Source organism: Haloglomus salinum (assembly GCF_024298825.1).
Lineage (GTDB): Archaea > Halobacteriota > Halobacteria > Halobacteriales > Haloarculaceae > Haloglomus > Haloglomus salinum.
In genome coordinates this window covers 893,687-910,055 of record NZ_CP101153.1, presented here as the reverse complement: position 1 = coordinate 910,055, position 16,369 = coordinate 893,687, and the positions used below count along the sequence as shown (strand labels likewise).

General features: G+C 69.0%; 10 protein-coding genes. 5 read left to right on the top strand and 5 right to left on the bottom strand.

What is annotated here, in order from left to right:
• The first annotated feature begins 50 nt into the window (after positions 1 to 50).
• Complete coding sequence (locus tag NL115_RS04440) at positions 51 to 3,764, top strand: PAS domain S-box protein (RefSeq protein ID WP_254832000.1); 3,714 nt, start codon at positions 51 to 53, stop codon at positions 3,762 to 3,764.
• Positions 3,765 to 3,854: 90 nt separating this feature from the next.
• Here NL115_RS04440 and NL115_RS04435 read toward each other — a convergent pair whose 3' ends face one another.
• Together NL115_RS04435 and NL115_RS04430 are read right to left on the bottom strand one after the other, a co-directional pair.
• Positions 3,855 to 4,937 carry a geranylgeranyl reductase family protein gene (locus tag NL115_RS04435; RefSeq protein ID WP_254831999.1) on the bottom strand — a complete coding sequence of 361 codons (1,083 nt, stop codon included), beginning with the start codon at positions 4,935 to 4,937 and terminating at the stop codon, positions 3,855 to 3,857.
• 160 nt (positions 4,938 to 5,097) lie between these two features.
• On the bottom strand, positions 5,098 to 6,081 hold the full coding sequence (locus NL115_RS04430; RefSeq protein ID WP_254831998.1) for a WD40/YVTN/BNR-like repeat-containing protein: 984 nt from the start codon (positions 6,079 to 6,081) through the stop codon (positions 5,098 to 5,100).
• A 187-nt stretch (positions 6,082 to 6,268) separates the two neighbouring features.
• Between NL115_RS04430 and NL115_RS04425 the strand changes: the two genes are divergently transcribed.
• Together NL115_RS04425 and NL115_RS04420 are read left to right on the top strand one after the other, a co-directional pair.
• On the top strand, positions 6,269 to 7,729 hold the full coding sequence (locus NL115_RS04425) for an ATPase domain-containing protein (protein ID WP_254831997.1): 1,461 nt from the start codon (positions 6,269 to 6,271) through the stop codon (positions 7,727 to 7,729).
• Positions 7,730 to 7,746: 17 nt separating this feature from the next.
• Positions 7,747 to 10,317 (top strand): PAS domain S-box protein, encoded by a 2,571-nt coding sequence (locus NL115_RS04420; protein ID WP_254831996.1) that lies wholly within the window; start codon positions 7,747 to 7,749, stop codon positions 10,315 to 10,317.
• A 133-nt stretch (positions 10,318 to 10,450) separates the two neighbouring features.
• On the opposite strand, the gene uvrA is transcribed toward NL115_RS04420, so the two are convergent.
• Positions 10,451 to 13,480, bottom strand: coding sequence for an excinuclease ABC subunit UvrA (gene uvrA / locus NL115_RS04415; RefSeq protein ID WP_254831995.1), 3,030 nt, complete (start codon positions 13,478 to 13,480; stop codon positions 10,451 to 10,453).
• A gap of 118 nt (positions 13,481 to 13,598) precedes the next feature.
• Between uvrA and NL115_RS04410 the strand changes: the two genes are divergently transcribed.
• A complete protein-coding gene (locus NL115_RS04410) occupies positions 13,599 to 14,186 on the top strand; it encodes an LURP-one-related/scramblase family protein (protein ID WP_254831994.1) in 588 nt (195 codons plus the stop codon).
• Between the two features lie 46 nt (positions 14,187 to 14,232).
• Here the strand turns inward: NL115_RS04410 and NL115_RS04405 are convergent, their stop codons facing one another.
• Both NL115_RS04405 and NL115_RS04400 read right to left on the bottom strand, forming a co-directional pair.
• Positions 14,233 to 14,700 carry a MaoC family dehydratase gene (locus NL115_RS04405; RefSeq protein WP_254831993.1) on the bottom strand — a complete coding sequence of 156 codons (468 nt, stop codon included), beginning with the start codon at positions 14,698 to 14,700 and terminating at the stop codon, positions 14,233 to 14,235.
• A 176-nt stretch (positions 14,701 to 14,876) separates the two neighbouring features.
• Positions 14,877 to 15,641, bottom strand: coding sequence for an SDR family NAD(P)-dependent oxidoreductase (locus tag NL115_RS04400; RefSeq protein WP_254831992.1), 765 nt, complete (start codon positions 15,639 to 15,641; stop codon positions 14,877 to 14,879).
• 537 nt (positions 15,642 to 16,178) lie between these two features.
• Here NL115_RS04400 and NL115_RS04395 point away from each other — a divergent pair.
• Positions 16,179 to 16,325, top strand: coding sequence for a hypothetical protein (locus tag NL115_RS04395; RefSeq protein ID WP_254831991.1), 147 nt, complete (start codon positions 16,179 to 16,181; stop codon positions 16,323 to 16,325).
• Positions 16,326 to 16,369: the final 44 nt, after the last annotated feature.

Sequence of the window (16,369 nt, the reverse complement as noted above, 5' to 3'; positions counted from 1 at the left end):
GGCGGCACTGCGACCGGGAGCCCGTCACCGTCTCCGGTGAGGTGGTGGCCGTGAGCGAACGGTCGGGTCCGGCCCGGCCGTCCGGTTCGGGGCAGCGAACGGCCGGGGCGGGCCCGGCGTCCGAGCGGGTCCTGCTGTTGCTCGAACCGGGGCGCGACCGGGAACTGTTCGCCGAGCGGCTCGACGACCGTGAGGTCGTCGTCGGTGACCCGGACGAGCCGCTCCCCGAGTTCGACCTCTGCCTCGTCGACACGACCACGTACCCGACGGCCGCCGAGGCGCTGGCCGAGCGGAAGGCCGAGACCGCATCCCATCTCCCGGTGTTGCTCGTCGTCGGGCCGGAGGAGCCGACGACGGTCGTTCGGGAGACTGCCGACATCGCCGACGACGTGCTCCCACTCCCGACCTCCGAGCCGGTCCTCCGGAGCCGGGTCGACTCGCTCCTGCGGGCGCGCCGGGACTCGCTCCAGCTCGATGCCGAGCGCGAGCGGTTCCGTACGCTCGCGGAGACGGCGCCCAGCGCCATCGTTACCATCGACGGCGACGGCCTCGTCCAGTACGCCAATCCGGCCGTCGAGCAGGTGTTCGGCTATCCGCCCGAGGCCGTGGTCGGAGAGCCGCTGACGATGCTGATACCCCCCGGACTCCGGGAGGCGCACCGGGAAGGGCTGGCACGCTACCTGGAGACCGGCGAGCGGTCGCTCGACTGGACCGGGGCACGGCTCCCCGGCCAGCACGCCGACGGCCACGAGGTCCCGCTGCTGCTGGCGTTCGCCGAGCACCAGCCCGGGGGCGAGCGACGGTTCACCGGCATCATCCAGGACGTGACCGAGCAGGTCGAGCGCGAGCAGGAACTGGAACGGACCGTCGACCTGCTGGGGAAGACCCAGGATATCGCCGACGTTGGTGGGTGGGAGATCGACCCGGAGACGCTGGATGTGCTCTGGACCGATCAGGTGTACGAGATACTCGGACTGCCGAAGACCGACGAGCCACCGCTGGAGGAGGCGCTCGAGGTCTACCATCCGGATGACCAGCCAGTCATCGAGCGTGCCGTCGAGACGGCCCTCGAGACGGCGGAAGCGTTCGACGTGGACGTACGCATCCAGCGCCTGGACGACGAGGTCCGGTGGGTTCGCGTCATCGGAGAGCCAGTCGTGGCCGAGGGCGAGGTCGAGACGCTGCGGGGGACCTTCCAGGACATCACGGAGCGCCGCGAGCGCGAGCAGGAACTGGAGCGGACGGTCGACCTGCTGGACCGGACCCAGTCCATGGCCGATGTCGCCGGCTGGGTGGTCGACGCCGAGACACTGGCGCTCACCTGGACCGACCAGCTGTTCGAACTCCTCGGCCTCCCGGTCGGCGAGGAGCCACCCCTGGACGAGGCGCTGGAGTTCTACCACCCGGAGGACCGGCCCCGCATCGAGGCCGCCATCGAGGCCGCGATATCGCGGGCCGAGCCGTTCGACCTCGACCTCCGCGTCGTGCGGGCCGACGACGAGGTCCGGTGGGTACGGACGGTCGGTGAGCCGGTCGTGATCGACGGCGAGGTCGAGACGTTCCGCGGGACCTTCCAGGACATCACCGAGCGCAAGGAGCGCGAGCAGGAACTCGAGCGCTACGAGACGGTGCTGGAGACGGTCCCGGAGGCGGCGTGGGTGCTCGACGAGTCCCTCGATATCATCTTCGCCGACAGCAACGCAGCGGAGTCCACCGGGCTGACACGAGAGGAGATGGTCGGGATGTCGACCGAGGCGTTCCGGGAGTCGCTGTTCTCAGACACCGAGGACTACACCGAGTACGTCGAGGCGATCGAGGCCATACTGACCGGCGAGCGCGAGAGTGCCGAGGTGGTCACGGAGATGTCGCTCCAGGACGGGCCGTTTGTCATCGAGATCGGTCTCTCCCCACTGACGTACGACGGGGAGATCGAGGGCGTTGTCGGGCTCGCACGCGACATCACGGCCCAGGAGGAGCGGAAGCAGGAACTCGAACGGACGGTCGGCATGCTCGACCGGGCCGAGAACATCGCCGATGTCGGCGGCTGGCAGTACGACCCCGAAGCCGACGAGCTCATGTGGACCGAGCAGGTTGCCCGTATCCACGGCCTCGACCCCGCCGCGGAGCCCCCCGGTGTGGACGACGCCCTCGGTTTCTACCACCCCGAAGACCGGCCGGTCATCACCGAGGCGTTCGAGCGGGCGCTCGAGGAGGGCGAGCCCTACGACCTCGAACTCCGGATAATCCGACCGGACGGCGATATCCGTTGGGTCCGGACCATCGGTGAGTCGGAGGTCGTCGACGGGCGGCGGATGCTGCGCGGCGCCATCCAGGATATCCACGCTCGGAAGAGGCGCGAGCGGGAGCGCGAACGGACCGTCGAGCAGCTCGAACAGACACGCGACATCGCGGACGTGAGCGGCTGGGAGTACAACCCCGTCACGGAGGAGGTGTGGTGGGACGGGAAGGTGTGGGATATCTACGGCCAGGTACCGTCGTTCGAGCCGACCGCAGAGTCGGTCATGGGGCTGTACACGCCGGAGTCCCGGGAGCGAATGGAGGCGGCCATGGAGCGAGCCGTCGCCGAGTTCGAGCCGTTCGACGTCGAGATCGAGGTCGACACTGAGCCGACGCGCTGGGTCCGGGTCACCGGCGAACCACAGGTCGAGGACGGTCGCACGACGGTCGTCCGCGGCGTCGTCCGGGACATCACGAGGCGCAAGCGCCGCGAGGAGTTCCTCCAGCGCCACGAGCGCATCGTCGAGACCGCCGACGAGCCGATATACACGCTGGACGCCGACCTGCAGTTCACGCTGGTCAACGGCGCGCTCACCGACCTGGTCGACCGCGACCGGGAGGCGTTGCTCGGCGAGCACGTCTCCTCGGTGTTCAGCGACCGACACGCCGAGGCACTCGGTGACGCCGCCACCAAGTTCTACGCCCGCGACGACGACGACGACGACCCCATCACCATCGAGACGGTCATCACGGACTCGTCGGGGCGGGACCGGTACTACCAGACGACGGTCTCGCCGAAGCTCGGTACCGGCGCCTCCCACGGTCTCGTCTGCGTGAGCCACGATGTGACCGATGTCACCGAACACGAGCGCCGGCTCTCGGTCCTGGACCGCGTGCTCCGGCACAACCTCCGCAACAAGATGAACGTCGTCCTGGCGCGGGCCCAGGACATCCAGCGGCAGGCTGCCGACGAGCCGGTCGCTGCAGCGGGCGCGTCGATCGAGGCGGCCGCCGAGGAGCTGCTGGGGCTGGGCGAGGCCGCCCGTGAGTTCCACGACGCGCTGGACCCCGGCGGGACGCACCTGCTCGGGGTCGAGGACATCGCTGCCCACGCCGGGCACGTCGTCGAGGCCGCCCGCGCCAGCTACGACGACATGACGGTCGAGGTGGACCTGCCCGACCACGCGCCGGCACTGGCCCACGCGGAGTTCGAACTGGCACTGAGCGAACTGGTCGACAACGCCGCCACCCACGGTGGACCCGGGGCCACCGTGACGGTCACGGTAGCGACGGTCGACGACGAGGTGGTCGTCCGGGTCCTCGACGACGGACCCGGCATCCCGGAGCTGGAGCGGAAGGCCCTCCTGGCCGGCTCGGAGACGCCGCTCCAGCACGCCACCGGCCTCGGCCTCTGGTTCGTCCAGTGGACGGTCAGGAACAGTGGCGGGACCATGCATATCGACGACCGCGAGGGAGGGGGTGCGGTCGTCGAACTCCGGCTCCCGGCTGCCGACCCGGACGAGTGACGGGAACGAACGCGGACATGGCTGGCTCGTGACACTGACCACGGGCGACGTGACTGCCGCCTGAAGCGCGGGCCGCGCTCTCGAACCGCCTTATCGGCCGAGCAGCGCCCGCAGTTGCTCGCGTGAGAACAGCGTCGAGGGTTCGTCCATGTGGACGCCGATTTCGCCCGAGAACGCCCGGAGCCCGGCCCGCTGGAGCGGTTCGGGGACCGAGTAGCCCGCCCGGACGAGGTGGCCGAGACGCTGCTCGGTGCGCAACTCGTCGCGCCACGAACGCTCGTAGTCGCCCAGCGTCCCCGGCGCGTCGGGGTCGACCTCGCGGGCGGCGTGGTCGGCCGCGCGCATCCCGTAGAGGATGCCGCCGCCGGTGAACGGTTTCGTCTGTGCGGCGGCGTCGCCGACGAGCAGCGAGCGCCGGCCGGTGACGCGCTTCGGCGGGCCGACGGGGATGAGTCCCGAGCAGCGCCGGTCCAGCGTGACACCGTAGTCCTCGCAGAGCGCCTCGAACCGGGCGCGCTCGTCCTCGCCGGGCGAGACCGCGAGTCCGTACTCGACCCCGGCGTCGCCGCGCGGGATGCGCCACGCGAAGAAGCGCGGGACGGTGAGGTGGACGTCCACGAAGTCCTGGGCGTCGGGGGCCTCGTCGAAGCCCAGCACCCCGTGGAGGAACTCGTCCGGTTCGGGGAGGCCACACTCGTCGCGGACCCGCGAGCGCGGGCCGTCCGCGCCGACGACCATCCGGGCCTCGTGACGCTCGGTGCCGTCCGGGCCGCGGGCGGTGACGGTCACCCCGCCCTGGCGCTCGTCGACCGCGGTGACGGTATGATGGTCGCGGACGTCGGCGCCCGCTTCGGCCGCGGCCTCGGCCAGGGTGCGGTCCAGCCCGACCCGGTCGATGGCGTTCGAGATGGGTCCCTCGCGGTAGAACTCGTGGGCGGTCGAGTCGGCGCCGCCGAGGTGGAACCGTGCGCCCCGGATGGCGTTCTGGAACAGCTCCTCGCGGGCGCCGTCGGGGACGTAGTCCCAGATGTCCAGCGAGACGTGGCCCGAACACGCGAGGGGCTCCCCGACCTCCCCCTGCTCGAGGACGAGCACGTCGTGGCCCCGCTCGGCGGCGCTCCGGGCGAACCGGGCGCCCGCGGGCCCGCAGCCGACGACGACGAAGTCGTGCATCTGGACGGTGGTCGGTGACTGGCGGCTAAGTAGCTTGTTGCTCCGGGTCGACGACGGACGCGAACGGTGCTGCTGTCTCGGTAGACTTCGATGCGAAATATGGGTCTAGCTGGAGAATTTCTGGAATATTTGTACTGTATCCGGTACAAATGTTCTATATCTATATTACGCTGATTGCTCTCGGAACGCCCCACTCCCCCGCCAGTACCTGCTCGAACGACGCTCCTGCATCCGTCGACCGGAACAGCCCACGGTTGTGCAGCACCACGAGCTCGTCCGGTGCGGGTGCCGCCAGCACTGCCCGGCACACGCCCTCCCCGACGGGCACCCCCGCGCCGAGCGTCTCCCCGTCGAAGCGCTGCCACTCCCCGGCTCCCTCGCGTCGGTAGACGTGGGCGTCGGCGTTCTCGACCCGATGTGCCGCGTACGCGCCGTGGGCCGCCGAGACGTAGCGACGGTCCGGGTCCCCGGGGTCGACGGCCAGTCCCCAGACGTAGCCGTGCCCGAGCCCGGTGGTCGGGTGGTCCCAGGTCGCGCCCGCGTCGTGTGACTCGGCGTAGCCGTCCCCTGCGGCCGCGTACACCCGGTCGGGCGCGTCCGGGTGCGTCGCGAGCGCGTGGTTGTCCCGGCGGGACCCCGGTGGGCGCTCGGTCCAGCCCCGACCCCCGTCCTCGCTCCGGACGAGCGCGCCGGCTTCGATACCCACTGTGAGCCGTGCCGGGTCCGCAGGGTGGACCGCGAGCGTCCGGACGTGGTGAGTGTCCGGCCGTGGCGGGAACGACCACTCGTCGGCCGAGGGCAGGTCGGTCAGCGGCGCACACGCACGCCACCTCTCCCCGCCGTCCTCGGAGCGATACACGGCGCTCGGTTCGGCACCGAGGAAGACGACCTCGGGGTCGCTCGGCGCGATGGCGAGCGCGGTCACGCGCTCGGGGAGCGTCTCGGGCGCGACGCGCTCGAAGGGACCGGGGCCATCGTCGCCTCGCTCGGCCCGCCACAGGCCGTCGTCGAACGTTCCCACGACGACCGCTCCGGTGGTCACGGCCAGACACTCCAGGGTGCGACCCTCGAGGAAGGCGGCCGCCTCGCCGGTGTCGAGGTCGACGACGAGCAGCCGGTCGTCCAGCACGAGGAGTGCGTCCATGCGCGTCGATGGGGCGCCCAGGCACATGAGGCTGCCCGCGCGCACGACGCCGGCCACTCGCCTAGTTGAACAGGTGATATTACCCGGTCATGTCCGGTTTGTATCGCTTGGATATCTAGGTGAAAACACCACGAAGGCAGGTTATTAGCCACTACACTTATCGGCGCCTGCGAACGACTACCAATCAATGTCCGGACCGGAATCTTCCAGCCGGGTCCCGACCGGTATCTCGGGGCTCGACGAACTCATCTGCGGGGGGCTTCCCGGGGGACGGGCCTACATCCTCCGAGGCGGCCCTGGCACAGGCAAGACCATCGTGGCGCTCCACTTCCTGACCGCGGGCGTCGAGGCGGGCGACGACCCGCTGTTCGTCGCGTTCGAGGAGCCGGCCGCCGACCTCCGGCAGAACGCGGCCGGGCTGGGGTTCGACCTCGACGGCGTGGAGATTCTCGACCTGAGCCCGAGCGCCGACCGGTTCCTCGAGGACCGGAGCTACACCGCCTTCGAGCCCTCCGAGGTCGAGGGCCACGAGCCCGCAGAACGTATCGTCGAGGCGGTCCGGGAGCGTGACCCGAAGCGCGTCGTCATCGACCCGCTGACCGGCTTCCGGCTGCTCGCGCCCGACAACTACCAGTTCCGTCAGGAGATGGCCTCTCTTACGGCGTTTCTGAAGAACCGGGACGTCACCGCGCTGTACACCACACAGCCGACACCGAACAGTCCCGACGACGACCTCCAGTTCCTCGGCGACGGGATTCTCACGCTCTCGCGGAGCGACACCGGCCGGCGCATCGAGGTGGAGAAGCTCCGCGGGTCGGATTTCCGCGGCGGCTCGCACGCCCTCCGTATCCGGAGCGATGGTATCCACGTCTTCCCGTCGCTGGTGCCCGGCGACTACGACCGCGAGTTCACCCGGGACACCATCTCCTCGGGCATCGACGAGCTCGACCAGCTCCTCGGCGGCGGCTTCGAGCGCGGGACGGTGAGCGTCATCACGGGCCCGTCGGGTGTGGGGAAGACGACCACCGGGACCCACTTCATGAAGGAGGCCGCCGCCCGTGGCGAGCGCTCGACCATCTACCTGTTCGAGGAGGCCACCGAGCAGTTCACGTACCGGTCGGAGGCCATCGACATCCCGGTGGGCCAGATGATGTCGGAGGGGAATCTCGGCGTCGAGGAGATCGAGCCGATGGACCTCACCGCCGACGAGTTCGCCCATCAGGTCCGGATGGACGTCGAGGAGAACGGGACGGAGGTGGTGATGATAGACGGGACCGCCGGCTACCGGCTCTCGCTCCGTGACGAGGACGGCCTGCTCGAGCAGCTCCACAGCCTCTGTCGGTACCTCCGGAACGTCGGTGTCACCGTCATCCTCATCGAGGAGCAACAGTCCGTCGCCGGGGAGTTCTCGGCGACACAGGAGAACATCAGCTATCTCGCGGACAGCATCCTGTTCCTGCGCTACATGGAGCTGGACGGCGAAATCCAGAAGTCGATTGGTGTGCTGAAGAAGCGTCTCGGTGGCTTCGAACGGACGGTCCGCGAACTGGAGATCGGCGAGGACGGGCTGCACGTCGGGGACCCGATGACCGACCTCCGGGGCATCCTCACGGGCACCCCCGAGCGGGTCGACGAGTCGGACGACTGACAGCGAGAACTGGGCCAATGGGAATGAGAGACGCCGCCGCTGTGGGGGCCCGCTCCGACGAGCAGCTCCGGGTCCTGGTGCTGGTCTCCCACGGGCGCGACCGGGAGCTGTTCGCCCAGCAGCTCGCCGACGGCTACGACGTGGTGACGGCGGCGCCCGACGAGGAGTGGCCGGCGTTCGACCTCTGCCTCGTGGACTCGGACTGGTACCCGGAGGTGGCGACGAAGCTGAGCGGCCGGCGGGCCGCGGCCGAACCGGTCCAGCTCCCGGTCCTGCTCTTGCTCCGTGGCCAGGCCAGCAACACGCCGTGGCTGTCCGACGCGCTGGGCGAGACCGTCGACGACGTGGTCGAACTTCCGACGGGCAAGCTCGAACTCGACGCCCGGGTCGCCTCGCTCGCTCGCGACCGCAAGATGTCCGTCGCACTGGCGGACCAGCGCGACCAGCTCCGGCTGTTCCGACGGGTCATCGACGAGGCCGCCGTCGGCATCTCCATCGCCGACTACCGGCAGCCGGACAACCCGCTCGTCTACGTCAACGACCGGTTCGAGGAGATGACGGGCTACGACGCCGTAGCAGCGGTCGGTCGGAACTGCCGCTTCCTGCAGGGCCCCGAGACGGCCCCCGAGCAGGTCGCCGAACTCCGGCGAGCCATCGACGCCGGCGAGTCGACCAGGGTCCAGCTCCTGAACTACCGACGGGACGGAACGCCGTTCTGGAACCGTGTCATGGTCGCCCCCGTCCGGGACGAGGCGGGGACCCTCACACACTTCGTCGGCTTCCAGGAGGACGTGACCGAGGAGCTGGAACGGGAGCGCCGCTACGAGGCCATCCTCGACAACGCCGAGGGATTCGCCAGCTTGCTCGACCCCGACGGCATCCTCATCGAGACCAACGCCGCCGCACTCGATGTCATCGACGCCGGACGCGAGGACGTGGTCGGTCGTCGGTTCCACGAGACGCCGTGGTTCGACGACGAGACGGGACCGGTGGTCGAGGACGCCGTCGACCGCGCCGCCGACGGGGAGCTGGTCCGGGGCGAGCTGGATGTCCCCGCCGAGGAGGGCGAGCTGACGCTGGTGTTCACGCTCAAACCCGTGACCGACGCCGACGGGGAGGTGGATTTCATCGTCGCCGAGAGTCGCGATGTCACGCCGCTGAAGCGACGCGAACGCGAACTCCGCGAGGAGCAGGCCGTCACGGAAGCCATCCTCGACGCGGTGCCCGACGTGTTCTACATGTTCGACACCGAGGGGAACTACGTCCGCTGGAACGACCGGTTCAACGAGGTGACCGGCTGCACGGACGAGACCATCCGTGAACTCGGCCCGTTCTCGTTCATCCCCGAGGCCGAGCGGCCGCGGGTCGCCGGGGTTCTGGGGGCGGTCGCGGAGGGCCAGCCGACCGCGACCGTCCAGACGGAGATCGTCACGCTCGATGGCGAGCGCATCCCCTACGAGTTCGCCAACGCCCGCGTCGAGGTGGACGGGGAACTGGTCGGCTACGCCGGCATCGGTCGCGACGTCTCCGACCGGGTCGAGCGCGAGCGCGAACTGGAGCAGTTCGAGGCCATCCTGCAGGCCGCGCCGGACCCGGTGTACGCGCTGGATGCCGAAGGCCGGTTCACGCTCGTCAACGACGCGATGGTGGAGTTGCTCGGTCGCGACCGCGATGCCCTCGTCGGCTCGCACGCCTCGGTGGTCCTGTCAGAGGAACAGCTGGCGGAAGGGAAGGAGGTCGTGGAGGCGCTCATGGGGTCCGAAAGCGGAACCGAGACGCTGGAGCTACAGGTCCGAAACGCCGATGGCGTCCTTCGATTGCTCGATATCAACATCACCCTCCTCACCGACGAGGACGGCGAGGTCGTCGGCCGAGTGGGGGTCTGCCGGGACGTGACGGACCTCCACCAGAGCGAGAGTCGCCTCTCCGTGTTCGACCGCGTCCTGCGGCACAACCTCCGCAACAAGATGAACATCGTGCTGGCACGGGCCGCGGGCATCGAAGCCGGGGCCGGGGACCCCGAGAGCGAGGCCGAGGCCATCCGACAGGCGGGTGAGGAACTCCTGGCGCTCAGCGACCGGACGCGGGAGTTCCGCCACAGCATCTCGCCCGCCAGTGACACCGGACCCGTCGACGTGGCCGCGCTCGTCCGGCGTGTCGCCGCCGAGTACCGCGAGCAGACGACCGACGCCACTATCTCGGTCTCGGCCCCCGATGCGGTGTGGGCCAGCGGTCACGAGACGCTGGAGGTCGCGCTCGACGAACTGATCGAGAACGCTATCACCCACCACGACAGTGCTGACCCCACCGTCGAACTTCGGGTATCGGTCGCGGACGACCGCGTCACCATCGCCGTGGCCGACGACGGACCGGGCATCAGCGAACTGGAGCGGACCGCGCTCGAACGTGGCCACGAGACGCCGCTGGAACACGCCACCGGGCTCGGCCTCTGGTTCGTCCGCTGGACGGTCACGAACGTCGGCGGCGAGATCGACATCCACGAGAACGAGCCACGGGGGAGCGTCGTCCGGCTATCGTTGCCGCAGGCGGACCCGCCACCTGCAGTGTCGGACGCCTCGCAGCAGTGAGTGCTAGCCGATATTTCTCAGTATCTGTTCCTGTTTGGGCTCTGAATTCGGTCTGTGGCGTATATGTGGGCAGTATTAGTCGTAGTCTGCGAATTACGAGATAAATTCTGGTGGCGTGGAGGTGTCCTGGGCCTCAGTCGTCGCCGGCCGCGGCCTCCGCTTCGACATCGCTCTCGCCCCGCAGTTCGGCCACGCGCTCGTTGGCGCGCTCGCGCAGTTCCGCCCGCTCGCGCTCGCGCTCGGCGCGCGGCCCCGGCAGGTCCACGTCGAGGTGGTCCCGGAGGTAGCGGCCCGTGTGCGAGGCGTCCTGCCGGGCGACGTGTTCGGGCGTGCCCTGCGCGACGACCTCGCCGCCGCCCTCGCCGCCCTCCGGCCCGAGGTCGATGATGGTGTCGGCGTTCTTCACGAGGTCGAGTTCGTGCTCGACGACGACGACCGTGTTGCCGGCGTCGGTCAGCCGGTGGAGCACCTCGATGAGCTTGCGCTCGTCGGCACTGTGCAGGCCCGTCGTCGGCTCGTCGAGCAGGTACAGGGCCTCGCCGCGGTCCTTCTTGCCGAGCTCCTCGGCCAGCTTCACGCGCTGGGCCTCGCCGCCCGACAGCGTCGTGGAGGGCTGGCCGAGTCGCATGTAGTCCAGCCCGACATCCATCAGCAACTCGAGCCGCCGGCGGATGCCGGTGTGGCCCTCGAAGAACTCGTAGGCCTCCTCGACGCTCATGTCCAGCACGTCCGCGATGGTGGCGTCCTTGTAGGTGACGTCGAGGGTCTCGTCGTTGTAGCGCGCCCCCTCGCAGTCCTCGCAGGGTACGTACACGTCCGAGAGGAAGTTCATGTCTATCTTGACGGTGCCCTGCCCGCCACAGCCCTCGCAGCGCCCGCCCTTCACGTTGAACGAGAAGCGACCCTTCGCGTAGCCGCGCTGCTTCGCGAGGTTCGTCTCGGCGAACAGCTCGCGGATGTGGTCGAAGACGCCCGTGTAGGTCGCCGGATTAGAGCGCGGCGTGCGGCCGATGGGCGACTGGTCGATGAGCCGGACCGTCTCGATGCCCTCGTACTCGATGTCGTCGTGGTCGCCCGGGTTGACGTCCGTGTCGTTCATCCGCCGGACGAGGCCCTTGTAGAGGATTTCGTGGAGCAGCGTCGACTTCCCGGAGCCCGAAACGCCCGTGATGGCCGTGAAGTTGCCCAGCGGCACGTCCACGTCGAGGTCCTTCAGGTTGTGCTGGCGGGCGCCCGAGACGTGGATGTGGCCGTCTGGCTCCCGGCGCTCGTCGGGTACGGGGATGGCATCGCGGCCGGCGAGGTAGTCGCCGGTGACCGAGCGCGGCTCGCTCATCACGTCCTCGACGTCCCCGTTGACGACGACCTCGCCGCCGCGCTTGCCGGGACCGGGCCCCATGTCGATGACGTTGTCCGCACGCCACATCGTCTCCTCGTCGTGCTCGACGACGACGAGCGTGTTCCCGAGGTCGCGCAGCCCCTCCAGCGTGTCGAGTAGCTTGTCGTTGTCGCGCTGGTGGAGGCCGATGGACGGCTCGTCGAGGACGTACAGCACGCCGACGAGGCCGGAGCCGACCTGCGTCGCCAGGCGGATGCGCTGGCTCTCACCACCGGAGAGCGTGGCGGCCTCGCGGTCGAGCGTGAGGTACTCCAGCCCGACCTCGTCCATGAAGCCCAGGCGTGCCCGTATCTCCTTGAGTATCTCCTCGGCGATGGTGCGCTGGCGCTGGGTCATCCCGTCCTCCATCCCCTCGAAGTGGTCCAGCGCGTCGCCGATGCTGAGTCGGTTGACCTCGGCGAGCGAGGTATCCGCGACCAGCACTGCGCGGGATTCGGGCTTGAGCCGCGACCCCTCGCAGGCCGGACACGTCGTGGTGGCCATGTACTTCTCGATGTGGTCGCGGGTGCCCTCCGAATCCGTCTCGACGTAGCGCCGCGAGAGGTTCGGGATGACGCCCTCGAACGGCTTCTCCTTGCGCCGGGTGCCGTTCTTCGTCTGTCGCTTGAACACCACGTCCTCGTCCGTGCCGTAGAGGAAGGCGTCCTGCACGTCCGCATCGAGCGCCTCGAACGGGGTGTCGAGTGGGACCTCGAAGTGTTCGGCGACGGCGTCGAGTCGCGTGCGGTAGTAGGACCGCGAGTAGCTCCACGGCTCGAACACGTCCTTCAGCGGTTTCGAGGCGTCCGTCACGACGAGGTCCGGGTCGACCTCCTTCGTCTCGCCGATGCCCTCACACTCCGGGCAGGCGCCGTGTGGCGAGTTGAACGAGAACGAGCGCGTCTCGATCTCGGGCAGGTCGATACCACAGTGTGTGCAGGCCAACTCCTCGGAGAAGGTGACGACCAGCCGGTCGTCGTCCGTGTCGGCCGCGTCGTCCTCGTCGTCGGCGAGGTCGCCGGTCGAGCGCGTCTCGCTGCCGAGGTCGATGTCGGCCGGTGGGTCCGGAAGCACGAGTTTGATGACGCCCTCGGCCTCCTCCAGGGCGGTCTCGACGGAGTCGGTGATGCGCGAGCGGGCCTCGGGCGACACCTTCACGCGGTCGACGACCACGTCGACGGTGTGGTTGTAGTTCTCGTCGAGGTCCGGCTTCTCGACGGCGAGGTCGTACTCCCCGCCGTCGACCTCGACGCGCGAGTACCCCTCCGCGACGAGTTCGTCGAACAGGTCCGCGAACGCGCCCTTCTGGTCGCGGACGACCGGTGCGCAGAGCTTGGCGCGCGTGCCCTCCGGCAGCTCGAGGATGCGGTCGACCATGTTCGAGGCGGACTGCTCGCCCACCTCGCGGCCACACTCGGGGCAGTGTGGGGTGCCGACGCGGGCGTACAGCAGGCGCAGGTAGTCGTGGAGTTCGGTGACGGTGCCGACCGTCGAGCGGGGGTTGTTGGCGGCGCTCTTCTGGTCGATGGAGATGGCGGGTGACAGCCCCTCGACGGTCTCGACCTGTGGCTTGTCCATCTGGCCGAGGAAGTTGCGTGCGTAGGCTGACAGCGACTCGATGTAGCGTCGCTGCCCCTCCGCGTAGACGGTCTCGAACGCGAGCGAGGACTTTCCGGAGCCCGAGAGGCCGGTGACGACCGTGAACTCCTCGCGGGGGATGCGCACGTCGAGGTCCTTGAGGTTGTGCTCCTCCGCGCCGCGGACCTCGATGTACTCCTTTGTCATTGCGGGAATGGACGAGCGGGGCGACGGAAACGCTGTCGGTCGCAGCCAGGGGACGGGGCAGCAGGCCAATCCGCGGGGCAGGGGAAGCTTCAACAGGTAACTGACTGAATGCTCCGGCATGGCCCCCGACCCCGCGTCGAAGTACGACATCCAGGGTATCGAGCTGAGCGACGACCGCTACACCGTGGTCCAGTCGCTCATCCGGAACAAGTACAAGGCGATGGACGCGTCCGGGAACGTCGTCCTCCGCGGGAAGCAGAAGATGTTCAAGATGAAAGAGGAGTTCCCGTTCACCGACGGGGACGGCACCGACGTGTTCACCGTCAAGGCCGGCGGCATCATCGACGTCGCGGGGAACTACGTCCTCTCGGACGCCCAGACGGGCGAGAACCTCGTCATCCTGGATAACGACTACTCCATCCTGCAGGACACCTGGACCATCCGCGACGCCGAGACGGAGGCCGCGCTGGCGAAGATCGACTCCCGCGGCGCCGCGACGACCATCGCCCGGAACGTGCTGCCGTTCGGCGAGCTCATCCCCCACAAGTACGAGATCACCGACGCGAGCGGGAACCACGTCGGCTCCATCGAGGGCCAGTTCTCGCTGAAGGACACGTACGAGATCACCATCGACGACGCCAGCGACGTGCCCAAAGAACCGATCATCGCGGCGGCGATGGTCATCGACGCCATCCAGGGGAACTGACACACGCCGACCCAGCGTGTCCGCCGCTCGGCGGCGTCGCCCCGCCTCAGTCCCCGCCGGGCGCCTCGTCCAGCGGCTCGCGCCGCTTCACCATCCCCAGCCCGACCCACGTGATGACTTCGTCGCCGTCCTGGTTGATACCGGTCATCCGGGAGTTGACCCGACCTCGGGTCGGGTCCGTGGGGTGGGGCTCCTTCTCGATGGTCTCGACACGAACCGTCAGCTCGTCACCCGGGTAGACGGGCTGCTTCCAGCGGAGCTCGTCGACACCCGCCGCGCCCAGCGAGGCCTGGTCCTCCAGCACGCCCTCGACGAGCAGGCGCATGCAGGCGCTGGCCGTGTGCCAGCCCGACGCCGCCAGCGAGCCGAAGATGGACTCCTCGGCGGCCTCCTCGTCCGTGTGGAACGGCTGCGGGTCGTACTGCTCGGCGAACTCCTTGATCTCCTCCTTCGTCATCTCGTAGGTGCCGTGCTCGGTCACGTCGCCGACCTCCATGTCCTCGTAGTACTCCATGTTCGGTCGGCAGGTAGGGGGAGGGCAAGTGTCTGCCGACGCCGGCGAGGTGAGCAGGTTGGTGGAGCCCCGTGACAGGTCCCCGTCGGCGACACCGGCGATGCTCCCCGGATGGGACTCCCGCGCCCTGTTGTCGGCGACTGTGGGGGGAGACCACTCCGGGTCCGGTATCCCGGTCAAACCTTCTCGGGCAGCCATCCGCCGTCGACCTCGACGTTCTCCCCGGAGACGTAGTCGGCGGCATCCGAGCAGAAAAAGAGGAGCGGCGCCGCGAGGTCCTCGTACGAGGCCCACCGGCCGCGCGGCGCGTCGTCCGGGAACTCGTCGGAGTTCTCCACGACGTACGGGGAGACGGCGTTGACGGTGATTCCGTCGTCCTGCGTGTCGGCCGCGAGCATCCGCGTGAACATCAGGACGCCCGCCTTCGCGACGAAGTACGGGAAGTTCTTCGGGCTGACGAGTCCCTTCTCGCTGGAGGCGTAGCCGAGGTTGACGATGCGACCCCAGCCCCGCTCGCGCATCGGCCCGAGCGCGCGCTGTGAGCAGATGGCGGTCCCGTTCAGGTTCGTCTCCAGGACGAGGTTCCAGCGCTCCCAGCCGATCGCCTCCCAGTGGCTGGGTGCGAACGCGCCCACGTTGTTGACGAGCACGTCGACGGTCCCGAGCGAGGCTTCGGCGTCGTCGAACATCGAATCGACGCTGTCGGGGTCGGTCACATCGCCCTGGACAATCGTGGCCTCGACGCTGTGCTCGCGGGCCTCGGCGGCCACCTCCGTGGCTTCCTCGTGGCTCGTTCGGTAGTGGACGGCCACGTCGGCGCCCGCGTCGGCCAGCGCCAGCAGCAGGCCACGTCCGAGCCCCGTCGCACTCCCGGTCACCAGTGCCGTCCGCCCGTTCAGGTCCGGCGCGATGTCGGGTGTCGAGACGTCGCTGTCGGTCATACTGGATGGTCGGCCGAGGACAGCAAAAACGCCCGCCATGCGGCGAACGCTGGCCCCCGTCTCGGCCGACGCGCTCTGCTACCACCTCTCTGTGTTCGGTTATCCTATCTGAGCGTGATAGCAAGGCATGGAGTACGGAGTCGAACACCGCCTCTCGGATTCGCTACTGGTCGTCTCGCCCCCGGCGAGTCGCTGGTCGCCGAGGCCGGCGCGCTGGTGAGCCACACGGTCGTCTGTCAGTGACTTCGAGGCCCCGGGCACCGTCGGGTGCAGCCCCGGAGCACCGACGCGCTCCTCTCGTGGCTCGACAGCCACCTCTCGCGGAGCCCCACGTCGACGGATATCGGCGGCTCGGGGCACGACACGGGCCACTCGGGCGGATTGTCGGAAGCGACTCGTCTGGGTCGGGGTTGCAGGTCTCGTTCTGAGCTGGTCGCGTCCAGCGTCGAACTCCGAGACGGCACGGCGTCTGACGCCGTTATCTCGCTCGGATAACTCCGCTCGGGATATATGGCCCGCCGGGCCGTACACGTCTCCATGATGACCCGGACCCAGATGCAGGACACCGACCACATCCGTCGGGCCCTCGAAGAGGTGACTGATTCGAACGCGAGGTACCACCTCCGTCAGGCGCTCCAGTACGCGGTCGCGGCCGAAACGGACGACGACTGCTGCGGATGCTGACACCGCCACGCCCCTCCGGCCACGCCCCGCTCTCGGCCACCTCG